Origin of the sequence: Rheinheimera tilapiae (assembly GCF_042432165.1) — a bacterium.
Classification (GTDB): Bacteria; Pseudomonadota; Gammaproteobacteria; order Enterobacterales; family Alteromonadaceae; genus Pararheinheimera; species Pararheinheimera tilapiae.
Genome location: NZ_JBHLXP010000001.1, coordinates 1,289,000 through 1,306,860, shown reverse-complemented (window position 1 = coordinate 1,306,860; position 17,861 = coordinate 1,289,000). Strand labels below are relative to the sequence as shown.

The window sequence follows — 17,861 nt, the reverse complement described above, 5'->3', positions numbered from 1 at the left end:
GATATCCAGGATGTACAAAAATAATAAGCTGGCGATTGCCGTACAAATCGCCCTGAGTCTAGGTCTGGTCAGCCAGGCGCAAGCGCAAGAAACCCAGACCGACGACAAAGTAGAACGCATTGAAGTAACAGGTTCGAAAATCAAACGGATTGGCGAATTATCACCAACGCCGGTCACAGTGATCAGTGGTGACACTATCGTTGACGCCGGTGTCACCAACGTCGGTGAACTGCTCAATGACATGCCAAATGCAGTCACCGGATTGTCACCAGAAACCACGAACAGCACTATTTTCGCTTCAGGTCTGAACAACACAGCATTACGCGGTCTTGGCACCAACCGCACGCTGGTGCTGGTAAACGGCCGCCGTTTTGTCGGTTCTAACCCAGGCAACAGCGCAGTCGATTTAAACAACATCCCAACGGCGATGATCGAACGCATTGAAGTGTCCACTGGCGGTGCTTCCGCAGTGTACGGCTCTGACGCCGTGGCCGGTGTGGTGAATATCATTACCAAAAAATCATTTAACGGCTTTGAAGTGGATGCAGCAACCAGCCGGCCGTCACAAAGTGGCGGTGAAGAAGATTTTTACAGCCTGACCTTTGGTAACAGTGAAGGCAAATCCGATTTTATCGCGAACCTGACTTACTCTGAACAATCTCAAATCCGTGGTAGCCAGCGTGATTTCGTCCGCGATGGTTTGATCACGATCGACAACCCGGCGAACAAAACCGGTACTGATAGTATTCCTGGCCGTATTGTCTGGGAAAAAACCGGTAATCCAATTCTGATCAACTACGGAAAAACCGGTACTTTCGCGGTTGGCGGTAAAAATTATGTGTTTGCCAATGACGGCTCTGTGCGCCCATTTGATATGAATGGCGGCACTGCATATCCGTTTGTCACAGGCAGCGCTAACAACAGCCGTTATTTATCTGCTGATGGTGCTCCGGGCGATGGTTACAACACGCTGGACCACACTTACCTGCGGACCCCGCTGGAACGTCTGAACCTGAATATGAATTATGGTTATCAGATTAACGATGACCACCGTTTTACCTTTGAATCCACTTATTCGAATACAAAAGCCTTTGGGGAAAGCTCTCCGGCATTTTTTGTGTTAAGCAGTGCGAACGGTATCGACCCGCTGAACCCAATGCTGACTGACAGCGCGCGCAAGTTTTTTGCCGACAACAAAGTCACTTCACAAATCCAGAATACCTACCTAGCGGATATTTTCGGTAACCGTAAATACGACCAGAACCGGACCTTGGCCCGTGCGGCTATTGGCCTGGAAGGTGTGTTGACGGATACATGGGGCTACGAAGCATATGCCCAGAAAGGTCATGTTGATGCCAATTCAAAATGGTTTGGCGAAATGCTGGAAGACCGCTTTTACGCTGCGATCCAGGCTACACGTGATACTAACGGCAACATCGTCTGTAAAGACGTGACCGCTCGTGCACAAGGCTGTGTGCCGCTGAATATTTACGGTTCAGGCATGGCTTCTCAGTCTGCGCTGGACTGGATCCGCACCGATGCGATGCGCGATGCCACATTAGATCAGGACGTTGCAGGTTTCACTTTGACCGGTGATATCTATGAACTGCCGGCCGGCATAGTTGGTTCGGCATTCAGTGTGGAATATCGCAAAGAACGTTCGTCATCACTGCCAGATCCGGCGATGCGTTCAGGCGCGTTGTTTAACAACCAGTCATCACCGCTGTCAGGTGAATTCTCCGTGCGCGAAGCCTCTGCTGAATTCTCGATTCCGTTATTGGCCGACCTTGCCTATGTCAAAGATCTGACGCTGGAAACGGCAGTCCGCGCGATGGATTACAGCACTACAGGCAGCGAGAATGCCTGGAAAATTAGTCTGAACTACACCATCAACGATGACCTGAAACTGCGGCTGAACCGGTCGAAATCAGTACGTGCACCGAACATTGGTGAGCTGTACAACCCACCAGGCCAGACTTTCAGCACCCTGGTTGACCCATGTCAGCAACTGCGGATTGACAGCGCCGGTGTCTACAAAGCCAACGTAGAGAAAAACTGCCGCGCCGATGGAATGCCACAAGGCTGGTCGCCAACTCCAGCATGGGTGAATGGCGGCAATAAACCTGGCTTTATTATAGGTAACACCGATCTGAACAGTGAGCGCGCTTACGACATCACCGCCGGCTTCATCTATACACCGTCATATCTGGATGGTTTTAGCCTGACCGTGGACTACTGGAGCTTTAAGATCGCCGATATGATCGAAAGCCACACCGCGCAAAACGTGGTGAACTTCTGCTATCAGCTAGACAGTCTGGACAACCCGTATTGCTCACTGTTTACCCGCGATACAGTGACACGCGATATCACCAACTACTTCGTCAAGCCGGTGAATTCTGCGTCTGCCGAACTGGCAGGTTATGATATCGAGACCAACTATAAGTTTGACCTCGGTAACTACGGCAACCTGGACCTGCGTCTGATCGCAACTTACACCGACAAGTGGAACCAAAATACCACAGGCCGGGCCGGTGACGATCGCAAGTATGCTGGCAGCTACGATACGTTCCGCTGGAAAGGCCGTTTTAACGCCAACTACAGCTACGACGATCTGTCGCTGGCATTAGGTGCGACCTATATCCACAGCTCAGTCTGGGACCGCAACGCCTGGACTGCAGAAGTGAATAACTACAACGACATCGCCTCTTATATTGCCTGGGATTTAACCGGTAAATATAACCTGACACCAGAGCTGCAATTACGCGCTGGCGTACTGAACCTGGCGGACCGTCAACCGGTGCGTAACCCGAACACATATAACTCGGGCGAGCACTATGACATTCTGGGTCGTCGCCTGACTGTTGGCGTGAACTACAAGTTCTGACCCTGACGATAATTCAGTTCTGAACTATCAGTCCAATATCGAAGGAGAGGCTTGCCTCTCCTTTTTTTGGCGGCGAATTGTCTGCATTGGTCGCAGCGCGGTTGCCTCTATCCGTTCCGGCCGACATGCTGCTGTTTTATTCAGGAGTTCAGCAATTGGCCCATCATGTTATTCGTCGGTTTTGTCCTGCGGTGTTGTTTGTGGTCGGTGTCTGGACCCCGGCCGTGGCAACCCCCTATTTCCCGCCTGCTGGGCAGTGGGCCGAAGCGTCGCCACGAAGCCTAAACATCAATGCACAGCGGCTGCAACAAGCGGTGGACTATGCTATCGCCAGCGAAAACAAAGCCGCCAAAGATCAGGCCATCGTTCAGGCCACTACTTTTGGCGCTCGCGAGCCTTATGATCAAATCATCGGCCCTATGAGTGTGCGGGCCGGCGCCAATGGCCTGATTGTGTATCAGGGCAAAGTCGTGGCGCGTTGGGGTGACGTCGACAAAGTCGATATGACGCACAGCATTACCAAAACTTTTTTAACCACAGTGACCGGCCTTGCGCTGCAACAGGGCCTCATCCACAACCTGAACGATAAAGTCGCAGCTTCTATGCCGCCGGGTGTGGATTTGTATCAGGGCGCGCATAACAGTCAGATCCGCTGGGAGCATTTATTACGTCAGAGCAGCGACTGGCAAGGCACCTTGTGGGGTAAACCGGACTGGGCCGACCGGCCTGAAGGCAAAACACCGGCCGACTGGCCACAGCGCCCACTGCGCACCCCCGGCACTTTTTACAAATACAACGATGTGCGGATGAATCTGTTGGCGCTGTCCACTTTATATGTGTGGCGCAAACCACTGCCGCAGGTGTTAAACGAACGGATTATGCAGCCGATTGGCGCATCGTCGACCTGGCGCTGGGTTGGCTATGACAATAGCTGGCTAGAGCTTGACGGTCAGAACATGCAGTCGGTGTCCGGTGGCGGGCACTGGGGCGGCGGCATGTTTATCAATGCCTGGGACCTGGCCCGTTTTGGCTACCTGTTTTTACGCGACGGCAACTGGAATGGCCAGCAACTGGTCAGCCAGCAGTTTATTCAGCAAGCACGCACGGGCGGTCCGGCCAACCCGCAATACGGTTTTGCCAACTGGTTTTTAAATACCGATCAAAAAGCCCTGCCGAGTGCCCCCGCCTCTGCGGTGACCTTTGAAGGCGCCGGCCGCAATGTGATTTATCTCGATAAAGAACATGATCTGTTGATTGTTACCCGGTGGATTGGCAATGGCCCCGAGCTCAATCAACTGGTCGGCAAAGTGCTGGCGGCGCTGCCAGCGGTACATTAAGCCGATTCAGGCGCGAAACGGCAGCAAGAAGCCGCTGTCAGGCCATCGTGGCAGTTGTTGCCACGGGCCTGAATGCGTTATCCTAACGGTAATAGTTTTTATTTTTTTGCCCATATCCCCCGTGATATTTATCTGTTGAGATCCTTTGCATGCAAGCACCAGAAAACAGCACTCAGGCCCCTTCAGCGCAAGCCGTTGCAGCTCCATACGAACCGCGCCTGATTGAAACCGCGTTACAACAGCACTGGGCGAGCTCAAACGCCTTTAAAGTGACCGAAGACCCAAGCAAAGAAAAATACTACTGCCTGTCGATGTTCCCTTATCCAAGTGGCCGTTTGCACATGGGTCACGTGCGTAACTACACCATCGGTGACGTGATCAGCCGCTTCCAGCGCATGCAGGGTAAAAACGTCATGCAGCCAATGGGCTGGGATGCGTTTGGTCTGCCGGCAGAAAACGCCGCCATTGCCAACAAAACCGCGCCGGCCAAGTGGACCTACGCCAACATCGAATACATGAAAAACCAGTTAAAACGCCTTGGTTTTGGTTATGACTGGGACCGCGAAATCGCGACCTGCAAACCAGAATATTACAAATGGGAACAATGGTTCTTCACCAAGCTGTTTGAAAAAGGCCTGGTCTACAAAAAAATGGCTACCGTCAACTGGGACCCGGTTGATCAGTGTGTACTGGCCAACGAGCAGGTGATTGACGGTCGCGGCTGGCGCTCAGGCGCGTTAGTGGAACAACGCGAACTGGCGCAGTGGTTTATCAAAATCACCGACTACGCCGAAGAATTACTCAATGACTTAGACCAGCTGGACGAATGGCCAGAGCAGGTTAAAACCATGCAACGCAACTGGATCGGCCGCTCTGAAGGCGTCGAAATCAAATTCAGCCTCGGCGGTTCCAGTTATGATTTCAGTGTGTACACCACTCGCCCGGACACTTTGTTTGGCGTGACTTATGTCGCGATTGCGCCACAACACCCGCTGGCGCAAAAAGCAGCAAAGCTTGACGACAAGCTGGCTGCCTTTATTGAAGACTGCAAAGGCAACAAAGTTGCCGAAGCCGACATGGCCACAATGGAGAAAAAAGGCCATCCAACCGGTTTCTTCGCGGTGCACCCGCTGACTGGTGAACAGGTGCCGATTTTTGTCGCCAACTTCGTGCTGATGGATTACGGCTCAGGCGCAGTAATGGCGGTGCCTGGCCATGACCAGCGTGATTTTGAATTCGCGACCAAATACGGTCTGCGGATTAAACAAGTGGTTGCACCGGCTGCTGGTTCTGCATCTGTAGTTGATCTCAGCAAAGCCGCCTTTACCGAAAAAGGCGTGTTAATTAATTCTGGCGAGTTTGACGGGCTGGAATTCGGCGCTGCTTTTAAAGCGATCTCTGACAAGCTGGTGGCGAAAGGCGTCGGTCAGGTCAAAGTCAATTACCGGCTGCGCGACTGGGGCGTGTCCCGTCAGCGCTATTGGGGCGCGCCAATTCCGGTACTGACGCTGGAAGACGGCACGCAAGTGCCGGTCCCTGCCGATCAACTGCCAGTGCGTTTACCAGAAGATGTCGTGATGGATGGCGTGAAATCGCCAATCAAGGCCGACCCGGAGTGGGCCAAAACCAGCTATAACGGCAAGGCTGCTTTCCACGAAACAGATACGTTCGACACCTTTATGGAATCGAGCTGGTACTACGCCCGTTACTGCAGCCCAGACAGCACCGATATGATGCTGGACCCGACCAAAGCCAATTACTGGCTGCCGGTTGATCAGTATATCGGCGGCATTGAACATGCCATTTTGCACTTACTGTACTCGCGCTTTTTCCACAAACTGATGCGTGACGTTGGTCTGGTGCAATCTGATGAACCATTCAAACGCCTGCTGTGTCAGGGCATGGTGCTGGCTGAAACCTTCTACCGTGACAACGAAGGTGGCAGCAAAACCTGGTTCTCGCCACAAGATGTCGCGGTTGAGCGTGACGACAAAGGCCGCATCACTGGTGCTGTGCTGAAATCTGATGGTCAGAAAGTTGAATCGGCTGGCATGAGCAAAATGTCGAAGTCAAAAAACAATGGCATTGACCCGCAAACGGTGATCGACCAATACGGCGCAGATACAGTACGACTGTTTATGATGTTCACGTCACCGCCAGAACAAACGCTGGAATGGCAGGATTCTGCCGTGGAAGGCGCGATGCGTTTCCTGCGCCGCGTCTGGACGCTGGTCAATGAATTTAACGCTTTTGGCCCGATTGACACGCAACTCGCCGCGCTGGATAAAGCCGCATTAAATGCCGACCAGAAAGCGCTGCGCCGTGAACTGCACAAAACCATTGCTAAAGTGACCGATGACCTCGGCCGGCGTTATACCTTCAACACCGCGGTTGCCGCCATTATGGAGCTGATGAACAAGCTGCAAAAAGCCGCGACTGAGACAGTTCAGGATAAAGCCGTATTGGCTGAAGCCATTATTGCCGTGTTGCAGCTGCTGAACCCAATCACGCCGCATTTATCCCAATATCTGTGGAAAACGCTGGGCCATAGCACTGAGCTGGAACATAGCGGCTGGCCGCTGCTGGACGAATCAGCGCTGGTGGAAGACGCTAAGCTGGTGGTGGTACAGATCAACGGCAAAGTGCGCAGCAAAGTTACAGTCGCGCTTGATGCAACTCAGGACGACGTGTTGGCGCTTGCGATGGCCGAAGACATAGTACAGAAGTACTTAGAAGGCGTTGAACTGAAAAAAGTGGTCTACGTGCCAGGTAAACTGCTGAGCCTGGTGGTCGGCTGATGCGCGGCTGGCGTCTGCCTGTGCTGGTACTGCTGAGCCTAATGCTCAGCAGCTGCGGCTTTCAGTTGCGCGGTTCGTTACCGTTGGAAAAATATCCAGCGGTGTATCTGCAAGGCGATAAGCATTCCGAACTGCTGCAGCAATTGGGCACGCAGCTGGAACGCAATCAGGTCAAACTGCTGGACAGTTCAGACACCACCGCGGCTATTTTTGTGCTGGATTCAGACAGTTTACAGCGCCGTACTTTGTCATTGTTTCCAAACGGCCAGGTGGCGGAATATGAACTGATTTATAAAGTGAATTACCAACTGATATTGCCGGGGCAAGAGCCACGGCCTTATCAGATTGAGTTGTATCGCGATTATCAGGACGACCCATCCCGCGCACTGGCGAAATCAAAAGAACTGGATCTGATGCTTACCGAGCTGCGCTCGCAGGCGGTCGCCCGCATTATCCGTCAGTTCGGCCGGCTGTAAGCCATGCTGAAACTCTATGCCAATCAACTGGGGGCCAGCTTAAAAAAACAGCTGGCCACTGTTTATCTGGTGTTTGGTGAAGAACCGCTGCAAAAACTGGAAAGCCTCGATGAGATCCGCGCTGCGGCTAAATCTAAGGGCTTTACCGAGCGGCAAAGCTACTTGTTAGAAGCTCAACTCGATTGGGACAGTCTGTTCGGTGAATTTAACAGCCTGTCCCTGTTCTCTGATCGCAAACTGATTGAGCTGGACCTTGGCACCAGTAAAATCACGCCGGCGCAACAAGACCAACTGAAAAAAATCCCGGCTATGCTGCATCCGGACATTTGTCTGGTGTTGCACGGCGCGCGTAACAGCGGTGAGTTCAGTAAAACCAGTTGGTTTAAGACCTTGTCAGAACAAGGTGTACAAGTGCAGTTTTATCCGCTGGACGACAATCAGTTTATGCGCTGGCTGAAAGAGCGGGCGCAGCAACTTGGCCTGAAACTGCAAACCGACGCGCTGCAATTGCTGCAACACCATGCCGCCGGCAACTTACTGGCAGCAAGGCAGGAACTGGAAAAACTGGCATTGACGGCGCAAGGCCAATGGCTCGATGGTGCATTTTTACAACAATATCTGGCTGACCAATCGCATTTTACCGTGTTTCAATTGGTCGACGCGCTGCTGGCCGGCCAGGGCGAAGAAGCATTACACCGATTGGATCGGCTGCTGCAGCAGGATACCGAGCCAGTGATTATCGCCTGGCAACTGCAAAAAGAAGCCACCACTTTACTGGCGTTGCAACAGGCCGGCTCAGTTGGTGACGAACAATATAAAAAATATGGCATCTGGCCCAAACGTCAGCCGCTATATCAGCAGGCACTGCTGCGATTGTCGCCGAACTGGTTACATTTTTTACTGCAAGAGCTGCAGACCTTTGACCGCGGCTTTAAATCTGGTCAGTTGACCCATACTGAAACCGCACTGGCACATCTGGCGACTTTGTTCATCAAACCAGTGCCCAAAGTCTTTTCGCTACAGCAACTGATTGCCGGGGACTAAGGACGATGCCTGTGCCTACCCCGTCACCCAAATTCCGGGGCTTTTACGGCGGTACTTTTGACCCTATTCATCAGGGGCACTTACAATCGGCGTTATTTGTGCAGCAATATTGTCAGCTCGATAGTCTGGACTTGCTTCCCTGCCATTTACCACCGCACCGCGACTCGCCGAGCAGTAGTTTGCACCGCGCCGAAATGGTGCGTCTGGCCATCGCACCTTATCCGCAGCTACGGCTAAACCTGCTGGAGTTGTCACGGCATACGCCGTCTTACACCGTCGATACGCTGGAACAATTGCAACAGCAATATCCCGGCGATACCTTGTGTTTTGTCATTGGCATGGATTCACTGGCCTATCTGACGCGCTGGCACCGCTGGCGCGAGATCCTGACGCTTTGCCATTTACTGGTGTTAGCACGACCCGGTTATAGCAGTGCGGATGGTGATGCGCCGGCGTTATTACAACAGTTTGGTGCAGCCAGCTTTACTCAGTTAAAACGAGCCGGTAGCGGCCAGATTTTGCTGCTGCCCAATCCACCGGTCGATGCCTCCGCCACGGCAATTCGCGGCGGCCAGGCCCCAGCAGCGCTGCAAATTTCAGCAGTGCAGGCTTACATCCGTCAGCATGACCTGTATCCACGCTAAAAATTGCGCAAAAGCCGGCACAAAGCCGGCTTCCCTGCTTTGGTTTGACCGGTAGAAACTGTTAACATGCAGTGTTAGCAACTGAAGGACTCCGCTCTGTGCACAGCCACCAATTAGTCGCCTTTGTGGTCGACAAACTCGACGACATGAAAGGCCGCGATATCATCCAGCTCGATGTCAAAGGCAAGTCTTCAGAAACCGAATATATGGTGATTTGTTCCGGCACCTCCAACCGCCACACGCGTTCTGTTGCCGGCTATCTGGTCAACGAAGCGCGCAAAGCCGGCCTGCATATTATCGGTACTGAAGGCGATCGCGGCGGAGAATGGGTGCTGATTGATTTGGGTGACGTGGTAGTGCATGTAATGCAGGAAGAATCCCGTCAGTTTTATCAACTGGAAAAACTCTGGGCGGCCTGATCAATGAAGCTGATGCTGATTGCCGTTGGCACCAAAATGCCCGCCTGGGTCACGACTGGCTTTGAAGAATACGCCCGGCGTTTCCCACGTGATATGCCGCTGGAACTGGTTGAGATCGCTGCCGGCAAACGCGGCAAAAATGCCGACATCAAACGAATTCTGGATCTCGAAGGCGAAAAAATGCTGGCCGCTGTGCCCAAAGGCGCCCGCATCATCACGCTGGAAGTCGAAGGCGGATATTGGTCCAGCCCACAACTGTCGCAAAAACTGGTGCAATGGCAGCTCGATGGCCGTGATGTTTGTTTGCTGGTCGGTGGGCCTGAAGGACTGGCGCCAGCCTGTATCGCGGCCAGTGAAGGCAAGTGGTCATTATCTGCTTTGACTTTGCCACATCCGCTGGTTCGGGTGGTATTGGCAGAGAGCCTGTACCGCGCCTGGAGTATCAGTACTAACCATCCTTATCATCGCGAGTAACGGATGCGTAAATCCCGTATTGCCATCGCCGATCTGGCCTTTGAAACCCTGCTATTTAACCGCCGGGCGTTATTTGCTTTTGGTTTTATCCTGCTGTGTTTCGGCATCCTAATCGCCAACTTGTATAACCTGCAGGTGGTGCGTTACGAAGAATATTCCACCCGCGCCGACGGCAACCGCATCAAACTGGTGCCGCTATCACCCAACCGTGGCATGATTTTCGACCGGCGCGGCACTTTACTGGCCGAAAACGCACCGGTGCACTCGGTGGAACTGGTGCCGGAACAAGTACCGGATCTGGCAGCCGCCGTGGAACAAATTGCCGCCATTATCGACATAACGCCGGAGCAAAAAGCTGACTTTTTTAAAGAAGTGAAAGCACAGCGCCGCTTTAAAAGCATCGCACTGAAAGAGTTGCTGAGTGAGCAGGAAGTTGCGCGTCTTGCCGTGCATTTACACAAACTCAAAGGTGTGACTCTTGAAGCACGCTTAACCCGGCATTATCCGTACGGTGATTTGCTGACGCATGCACTGGGTTATATCGGCAAAATCAACGATAAAGAATTTAAGAAAATCGAAGAAGACGGCCTGAGCCCAAACTATGCCGCCACCCGTGATATGGGCAAAATCGGAATTGAACGTTTTTATGAAACCCAGTTACACGGCACTGTCGGATTTCAGGAAGTCGAAGTGAACAACCGCGGTCGAGTGATCCGGACGCTACGCGAACAACCCGCCGTATCCGGCGATGACTTGCACCTGACGCTGGATTTAGGCCTGCAATTAAAAGCCCAGGAAGCGCTGGGTGAAAACCGTGGTGCCATCGTTGCATTGGACCCGCGCACCGGTGGCATTCTGGCATTTTATTCCAACCCATCGTACAACCCGAATTTATTTGTCCATGGCATTAGCGGCAAAGATTACCGCATGCTGCTGAATTCACCGGACCGGCCGCTGGTTAACCGGATGACCCAAGGCGTTTATCCACCGGCATCGACAGTGAAGCCTTTGATGGCGGTGGCAGGCCTGGAAGCCGGTATCGTCACCGAACATACCCGAGTCCCGGATCCGGGCTTTTATCGTTTACCGAAAGTCAGCCGGCCCTGGCGCGACCATGTCAAATACGGCCATGGTTATGTAGATGTCTATACAGGCATTATCAAAAGCTGCGATACCTATTTCTACGATCTGGCCTACAAAATGGGCGTCGACCGCATCTCCGACTTTATGCAAAAAGCAGGTTATGGCCATTTGTCCGGCATTGATATCGGTGAAGAAACCGCCGGTTTGATGCCGAGCCGCGAGTGGAAAAAAGTGCGGCGTAAACAAAACTGGGGGCCGGGTGATACCATCAATATTGGTATCGGTCAGGGTTATTGGCAATCCACTCCGCTGCAGATCGCGCTGACGACAGCCACACTGATCAACGATGGCGCCCGCATCACACCACGCTTAGGCGAGAGCTTTCGCAACAGCACCAGCCAGACATCTCTGCTGATGCCGTTAGAACAGGTGATTGAAGTGGTAAACCCACAAAACTGGAACATCGCACGCGAAGCCATGTACCGCACTGTGCATCAGGAAGGCGGCACCGCACGCGGCGCTTTTATTGGCGCACCATATACCGTGGGCGGAAAAACCGGCACGGCACAGGTCATTAATATCGCCGCCGGCGTAAAATATAAAGCTACCAACATCAGTGAACGTCATCGCGATAATGCATTGTTTGTCGGCTATGCACCGCACGACAAACCGGAAATTGTCATTTCGGTCATTGTGGAAAACGTTGCCAGTGGCGGCGGTGGCACCAATGCTGCGCCCGTCGCCCGTCAGTTGATGGATTATTATTTCTCCGAACAATACAACACACCACAGTTACCAGACCGCGCGACAGTGCAAAAAATACAAACTGAGCGTGCGCTGGCGATGGTGGCACGCGAACAACGTTATGCCGAACAGGCTGCGCGCGACAAAGCAGAAAAAGCACAGGCGGCGCTCAAAGCCGCAGCAACAGTGGTGAGCCCCACAACACCGGCAACACCGCCTGCATCGGTAGAGAGCAACACCGACAACGTGCCAGCACGTAGCCAACCACAAAATGCCGCACCGGTGATCGTCACGCCAGAGCCGGAAAATTTACCGGCACCGCAGCTGGACGAAGAAACCCAGCAAAATGGTCAACAGAACCAACAGCAAAACGGCGGGAATAACGCCGCAGCCGCAACCGGAGGCGTTTTATGAATAGTTTCGCGGAAAACAGCAGCAATCGCCTGCAGCGCTGGCACATTGATTTGCCATTGTTGATTGGTTTGCTGTGCGCCACGATATTGGGCCTCATCACGCTGTACAGCGCTGACGGCCAGGACCTGATCAAATTGGAACAACAGGCAGCTCGGCTTGTTTTCGCCTTGTTTGTAATGTTTGCGCTGGCACAGGTGAACCCCAAGACTTATCAGCATTGGTCAGTCCCACTTTATTCAGTGGGTGTGGTGATGTTGGTGCTGGTCGAATTGTTCGGCTATACCGCGAAAGGTTCTACCCGCTGGCTCGACTTGGGGTTTACCAAATTCCAGCCATCCGAAGTGATGAAACTGGCAGTACCGATGGCCGTCGCCTGGTACATGGGGAATCAACCGATCCCGCCACGGATCCGCGATATTCTGGTCGGATTTGCCATCTGCCTGATCCCTACCTTGTTGATTGCGAAACAACCCGATCTCGGCACTTCAATCCTGGTCTGTGTCGCCGGAGTCTTCGTGATATTTTTAAGCGGCATGAGCTGGAAGATCATCGGTTTGATCGCGGCGCTAATCGCCGGTTTTATTCCGATCCTGTGGAATTTCCTGATGCATGATTACCAACGCCAGCGAGTGTTAACGCTGCTGGACGAAGAACGCGACCCACTCGGTAAAGGCTTCCAGATCATTCAGTCAAAAATCGCGATCGGCTCAGGTGGTATTGAAGGTAAAGGCTGGTTACACGGCACTCAATCACAGCTGGAGTTTTTACCAGAGCGCCATACTGACTTTATTTTTGCGGTTTATTCCGAAGAGTTTGGTCTGATGGGTGTACTGGCCCTTTTGGCGATTTACCTTTTTATTCTCGGACGCGGCCTGGTGATCGCAAGCCAGGCACAGGATAACTACAGTAAGTTTCTCGCCGGCAGTATCACCCTGACGTTTTTTGTCTACGTATTTGTCAATATCGGTATGGTATCTGGTATCCTGCCAGTAGTTGGTGTGCCTTTACCGCTCATTAGTTACGGCGGCACATCGATGGTTACTTTATTGGCCGGCTTTGGCATTCTGATGTCGATCAGTACCCACAAACGGATGTTAGCAAAACAATCATGAAGCACAGTTTCGCATTTATTTCCCTACCCGGTTCCGGCAAAAAATTCTCCGTCATTGCGTTCGCGGTATTACTCAGCGCCTGTTCCAGCGCACCAGAGCAATCAGACTCAGGCCTGCGTGACAATATGGACCCGAATGCTGGCCGTTATTCGCAGGATAAAGACAGTATTCCACTGCGTTTACCCACAGAAGATGAACTGCGTGACCCGGAGCCAACAGTCGAAGGCTTAAGCCGCGGCGGCAATAAACCATACAATATTTATGGCGTGAATTACTCGCCTCGTACCGATATTTTGCAATATGAAGAAGAAGGCGTCGCGTCTTGGTATGGCAGTAAATTTCATGGCCATCTGACGTCGAATGGTGAAGTTTATAACGTCTTTTCGATGACTGCTGCGCATAAAACCCTGCCATTGCCGTCTTATGTGCGGGTGACCAACCTCGATAATTACCGCACGGCTATTGTACGGGTTAATGATCGCGGGCCATTTCATGACAACCGCATTATCGATTTGTCTTATTCTGCAGCGTACAAGCTGGGCATATTCCCGGGTGGCACCGGTCGCGTTAAACTGGAATTGATCTCATCACCAGCAATGGCGTCGCAGGAAAGTTTTGCCACCCCAATTGCCAAATTACCGGATATCCCCTATCAACCGGTGACTCCGAGCGAACGTCCCAGCCGCAGCAGCAATGAATTTGTCGAGCGGCCTTATGTACCGGCGGGCACTGTGGCACAGCCTCAGGCAGTCGCGCCAGTCAGCACCACTCCAAAGGCCCAAGCGCCTGTACGGAGCAATCCGTCCGCTGGCAGCAGTGCCAATGGTTGTTACATTCAGCTGATTGCGAGTAGCGATAAAGCCAAAGTGCAGCGTTTAGGGAACGAATTACAACAGCAATTGTCCGTACCTACAGCGATTGAAAGCGTCAATGGATTATTCCGGTTATTAGCGGGGCCATTACAAGACAATGCACAACATATGCTGGACACCCTGCGTTCCGGTGAGTATCCCCAGGCATACTTCACCAATAAAAGTTTATGCAGCTGAAAAGCTGCCGGAAATTAACCTGTTAGCACAATAAGAAAGAGTCTCATGAATCAGTATCGTCGTCTTTTGCTTGCCAGCAGCCTCAGCTGCTTTAGTTTCTTCGCGCAAAGTCAGGCCGTTCAGGTCACGCCAACGCCGCCTGAAGTGAATGCCAAAGGTTTTATCCTGATCGATTACCATACCGGCAAAGTGCTGGCTGAAGGCAATGCCGATGCATCCTTAGCGCCAGCCAGCCTGACGAAGATGATGACAAGTTATGTCATTGGCACCGAAATCAAAAACGGCAACATCAAGCCGAGTGATCAGGTCACGATCAGTGAAAATGCCTGGGCGAAAAAATATACCGATTCATCAAAGATGTTTATCGAAGTAGGTAAAACCATTTCCGTGGAAGAGTTAAACCGCGGCATTATTATCCAGTCCGGAAATGATGCCTGTGTGGCGATGGCTGAACATATCGCCGGTACTGAAGGCGCATTCGCTGAGCTGATGAATGCACACGCGAAACGTCTTGGTATGGAAAGTTCACACTTTACTAACTCACACGGCTACCCAGATCCGGAACTGAAAACAACACCACGCGATATGGCAAAGTTATCAGTGGCTTTAATCCGGGACGTGCCGGACGAATACAAAATCTATGCAGAAAAAGAATATGTGTTTAACGGCATCAAGCAATACAACCGCAATGGTCTGCTGTGGGACAAGAGCCTGAACGTTGACGGTATTAAAACCGGTCACACCTCAGAAGCCGGCTATAGCCTCGTTACATCGGCCACCAAAGACGGCATGCGGCTGATTTCAGTAGTGATGGGCACTGACAGTGCGAAAACCCGCGAAGCCGAAAACAAAAAACTGCTGACCTATGGCTTCCGCTTCTTCGAAACCTTTTCGCCGTACAAGGCCGGTGAAGAATTCGCAGCACAACGCGTCTGGCAAGGTGCGAAAGAAACCATCAGTCTGGGTGTCCTGAGCGAAACCCCAATCACCTTACAACGCGGTCAGCGCAAAAATATCAAAGCCGATTTTAAACTGAGCCAACAATTAGTTGCGCCTATTAGCAAAGGCCAAGTAGTCGGGACTGTCTACCTGAAACTGAATGATGCTGATATCGCTGAGTATCCATTAGTAGCACTGGAAGATATTGAGCAGGCAGGTATTTTTGGCCACTTGGTCGATTATGTGAAGATGCAGCTGCAATAAACGCCGTATCAATATCAGCGTAATGCAGAAAGTCCCGGCACAGCCCGGGACTTTTTGTTAGAATAAGGCCCGGTTTTTTTGCTGTGCAACACAGCTTCGCGGAGGTATGCAATGGTCACAGTGGTGAAAGATACCAAATTTGACGAATATCTGGAATTTCCCTGCGCCTTTACGTTTAAGGTTCTGGGTGTGGCGCACGAAGATTTAGTGACGCAGGTGATTGCAGCCCTGCAGCAACATGCCGGTGCCAATGACTACGCCCCCACTATCAAACCATCCAGTAAAGGTAATTACCACTCAGTGTCTGTCTCGGTAACGGTGCGGGACAAAGACCATATCGAGCTGCTGTATACCGAACTTGGCCGGCTCGAACTGGTCCGCTATGTCATGTAACAATAGTGTAGTGCTCGCGCTGGGCGACACACCCCGTATAATGTCGCCGGCTTCGTTTTGACGATTTCAGCTGAGGAATTCATATTGCCCGGTTCTGCTGCGCTGATCATCCGTGATTTGGGTCAGGTCGATTACACCTCCACCTGGCAGCGGATGCAGCAATTTACAGATCAGCGTGATGACAGCACTATCGATGAGATCTGGTTGCTGGAACATCCGCCCGTATTCACTCAAGGTCAGGCTGGCAAAGCTGAGCATCTGCTGTTTCCCGGTGAGATTCCGGTGGTTCAGGTCGATCGCGGTGGCCAGGTGACTTACCACGGTCCAGGCCAGCTGGTCGCTTATGTACTGCTGAATATCAAACGCCGAAATCTCGGGGTTCGCCAGCTGGTGAACCTGATTGAACAGAGCATTATTGATACGCTGGCGGCCAATCAGGTCAACGCATACGCCAAGAGTGACGCGCCCGGTGTCTATGTTGATGAAAAAAAAGTGGCCTCATTAGGCCTGCGCGTACGTAAAGGCTGTACCTTTCATGGTCTGGCATTGAACGTCGATATGGATCTGTCGCCATTCTCCCGGATTAACCCTTGCGGTTATGCCGGCATGCAAATGGTACAAAGCAAAGATTTGGGCGGACCTGTCAGCATGCTGCAGGCAAAACAACAACTGACCGCACAGCTGGTAAAGCTGCTAAACGTCAGTGAATTTCAGGAAATAACAGGGTTTTAGTACAGATGACCAAAACTGCCCGTATGGAACCAGGCGTCAAGCTGCGTGATGCTGACAAAATGGCGTTAATTCCGGTAAAAGTGTTGCCAACGGAACCAGCCGAAATGCTGCGTAAGCCGGCTTGGCTGAAAATCAAATTACCGAAAAGTTCTGAACGCATCGACGAAATCAAAGGCGCACTGCGTAAGCACGGCCTGCACTCCGTCTGTGAAGAAGCGTCCTGCCCGAATTTAACTGAATGTTTTAACCACGGTACCGCGACTTTTATGATCCTCGGCGCCATTTGTACCCGCCGTTGTCCGTTTTGTGACGTCGCGCATGGTCGTCCACTGCCACCCAGCGCCGAAGAGCCGGAAAAACTGGCACTGACCATCAAAGATATGAAGCTGAAATACGTCGTGATCACCTCGGTTGACCGCGATGATCTGCGTGACGGTGGCGCTCAGCATTTTGCCGATTGTATCAGCGCTATCCGCCGCGAAACGCCAACGATCAAAATTGAAGTACTGGTACCAGATTTCCGCGGCCGCATGGATACTGCGCTGGATATTCTGACCCAAACGCCACCAGATGTGTTTAATCACAATCTGGAAACTGCGCCACGTTTATATAAACTGGCGCGGCCGGGTGCCGACTACAAATGGTCACTGGAGCTATTACGCCGCTACAAAGAAGCGCATCCGGAAGTATCAACCAAATCAGGTCTGATGGTTGGCCTCGGTGAAACTACCGAAGAAATCATCGAAGTGATGAAAGACTTACGGGCCCATAACGTGGATATGCTGACGGTTGGTCAATATCTGCAACCCAGTAAACATCACCTGCCGGTCAAACGTTATATGCCGCCGGAAGAGTTTGATGAAATCAAACGGATCGGCTTTGAACTTGGCTTCAAACATGTTGCCGCCGGACCCTTTGTCCGGTCTAGTTACCATGCTGACCGTCAGGCCGCTGGTGAAGACATCAGTTAATTCTGATTGGTACAACTGCGTTGATCCAGAACAGGCTGTCTTGCAACAGCCTGTTTTTTTTCAGCAAAAGAGCTTATGCTCTTA

General features: G+C 52.1%; 15 protein-coding genes. All 15 read left to right on the top strand.

What is annotated here, in order from left to right; genetic code table 11:
* Nucleotides 1-10: 10 nt before the first annotated feature.
* The 15 genes from ACFFJP_RS05450 to lipA all read left to right on the top strand — a co-directional run bounded on the left by ACFFJP_RS05450 (nt 11) and on the right by lipA (nt 17,777).
* On the top strand, nt 11-2,884 hold the full coding sequence (locus tag ACFFJP_RS05450; protein ID WP_377241237.1) for a TonB-dependent receptor domain-containing protein: 2,874 nt from the start codon (nt 11-13) through the stop codon (nt 2,882-2,884).
* Nucleotides 2,885-3,039: 155 nt separating this feature from the next.
* Nucleotides 3,040-4,221 (top strand): serine hydrolase domain-containing protein, encoded by a 1,182-nt coding sequence (locus tag ACFFJP_RS05445; protein WP_377241235.1) that lies wholly within the window; start codon nt 3,040-3,042, stop codon nt 4,219-4,221.
* Between the two features lie 149 nt (nt 4,222-4,370).
* Complete coding sequence (leuS, locus tag ACFFJP_RS05440; RefSeq protein ID WP_377241233.1) at nt 4,371-7,019, top strand: leucine--tRNA ligase; 2,649 nt, start codon at nt 4,371-4,373, stop codon at nt 7,017-7,019.
* Entirely contained in the window at nt 7,019-7,495 is a 477-nt protein-coding gene (locus ACFFJP_RS05435; protein ID WP_377241231.1) for an LPS-assembly lipoprotein LptE, read from the top strand. The genes leuS and ACFFJP_RS05435 overlap by 1 nt, the downstream gene beginning before the upstream one ends.
* A 3-nt stretch (nt 7,496-7,498) precedes the next feature.
* On the top strand, nt 7,499-8,539 hold the full coding sequence (gene holA, locus ACFFJP_RS05430; RefSeq protein WP_377241229.1) for a DNA polymerase III subunit delta: 1,041 nt from the start codon (nt 7,499-7,501) through the stop codon (nt 8,537-8,539).
* Nucleotides 8,540-8,544: 5 nt separating this feature from the next.
* Entirely contained in the window at nt 8,545-9,183 is a 639-nt protein-coding gene (gene nadD / locus ACFFJP_RS05425; protein ID WP_377241227.1) for a nicotinate-nucleotide adenylyltransferase, read from the top strand.
* Nucleotides 9,184-9,281: 98 nt separating this feature from the next.
* A complete protein-coding gene (gene rsfS / locus ACFFJP_RS05420; RefSeq protein ID WP_208930651.1) occupies nt 9,282-9,602 on the top strand; it encodes a ribosome silencing factor in 321 nt (106 codons plus the stop codon).
* Between the two features lie 3 nt (nt 9,603-9,605).
* Entirely contained in the window at nt 9,606-10,076 is a 471-nt protein-coding gene (gene rlmH, locus ACFFJP_RS05415) for a 23S rRNA (pseudouridine(1915)-N(3))-methyltransferase RlmH (RefSeq protein WP_377241225.1), read from the top strand.
* A gap of 3 nt (nt 10,077-10,079) precedes the next feature.
* Nucleotides 10,080-12,317, top strand: a complete 2,238-nt coding sequence (mrdA, locus tag ACFFJP_RS05410; protein ID WP_377241223.1) for a penicillin-binding protein 2 — start codon at nt 10,080-10,082, stop codon at nt 12,315-12,317.
* Nucleotides 12,314-13,429, top strand: coding sequence for a rod shape-determining protein RodA (gene rodA / locus ACFFJP_RS05405; protein WP_377241221.1), 1,116 nt, complete (start codon nt 12,314-12,316; stop codon nt 13,427-13,429). The genes mrdA and rodA overlap by 4 nt, the downstream gene beginning before the upstream one ends.
* Nucleotides 13,426-14,478: a septal ring lytic transglycosylase RlpA family protein gene (locus ACFFJP_RS05400; RefSeq protein WP_377241219.1), complete on the top strand. Its 1,053-nt coding sequence runs from the start codon at nt 13,426-13,428 to the stop codon at nt 14,476-14,478. The genes rodA and ACFFJP_RS05400 overlap by 4 nt, the downstream gene beginning before the upstream one ends.
* 45 nt (nt 14,479-14,523) lie before the next feature.
* Nucleotides 14,524-15,681, top strand: coding sequence for a serine hydrolase (locus tag ACFFJP_RS05395; protein WP_377241217.1), 1,158 nt, complete (start codon nt 14,524-14,526; stop codon nt 15,679-15,681).
* A 111-nt stretch (nt 15,682-15,792) separates the two neighbouring features.
* Nucleotides 15,793-16,074 carry a DUF493 family protein YbeD gene (gene ybeD, locus ACFFJP_RS05390; protein WP_377241215.1) on the top strand — a complete coding sequence of 94 codons (282 nt, stop codon included), beginning with the start codon at nt 15,793-15,795 and terminating at the stop codon, nt 16,072-16,074.
* 84 nt (nt 16,075-16,158) lie between these two features.
* A complete protein-coding gene (lipB, locus tag ACFFJP_RS05385) occupies nt 16,159-16,806 on the top strand; it encodes a lipoyl(octanoyl) transferase LipB (RefSeq protein ID WP_446686818.1) in 648 nt (215 codons plus the stop codon).
* A 5-nt stretch (nt 16,807-16,811) separates the two neighbouring features.
* Entirely contained in the window at nt 16,812-17,777 is a 966-nt protein-coding gene (lipA, locus tag ACFFJP_RS05380; RefSeq protein WP_377241213.1) for a lipoyl synthase, read from the top strand.
* Nucleotides 17,778-17,861: the final 84 nt, after the last annotated feature.

Coding starts and splice junctions, on each gene's coding strand:
- ACFFJP_RS05450 (WP_377241237.1), top strand. CDS start 11: ATGTACAAAAATAATAAGCTGGCGATTGCCGTACAAATCGCCCTGAGT.
- leuS (WP_377241233.1), top strand. CDS start 4,371: ATGCAAGCACCAGAAAACAGCACTCAGGCCCCTTCAGCGCAAGCCGTT.
- ACFFJP_RS05435 (WP_377241231.1), top strand. CDS start 7,019: ATGCGCGGCTGGCGTCTGCCTGTGCTGGTACTGCTGAGCCTAATGCTC.
- holA (WP_377241229.1), top strand. CDS start 7,499: ATGCTGAAACTCTATGCCAATCAACTGGGGGCCAGCTTAAAAAAACAG.
- nadD (WP_377241227.1), top strand. CDS start 8,545: ATGCCTGTGCCTACCCCGTCACCCAAATTCCGGGGCTTTTACGGCGGT.
- rlmH (WP_377241225.1), top strand. CDS start 9,606: ATGAAGCTGATGCTGATTGCCGTTGGCACCAAAATGCCCGCCTGGGTC.
- mrdA (WP_377241223.1), top strand. CDS start 10,080: ATGCGTAAATCCCGTATTGCCATCGCCGATCTGGCCTTTGAAACCCTG.
- rodA (WP_377241221.1), top strand. CDS start 12,314: ATGAATAGTTTCGCGGAAAACAGCAGCAATCGCCTGCAGCGCTGGCAC.
- ACFFJP_RS05400 (WP_377241219.1), top strand. CDS start 13,426: ATGAAGCACAGTTTCGCATTTATTTCCCTACCCGGTTCCGGCAAAAAA.
- ACFFJP_RS05395 (WP_377241217.1), top strand. CDS start 14,524: ATGAATCAGTATCGTCGTCTTTTGCTTGCCAGCAGCCTCAGCTGCTTT.
- ybeD (WP_377241215.1), top strand. CDS start 15,793: ATGGTCACAGTGGTGAAAGATACCAAATTTGACGAATATCTGGAATTT.
- lipA (WP_377241213.1), top strand. CDS start 16,812: ATGACCAAAACTGCCCGTATGGAACCAGGCGTCAAGCTGCGTGATGCT.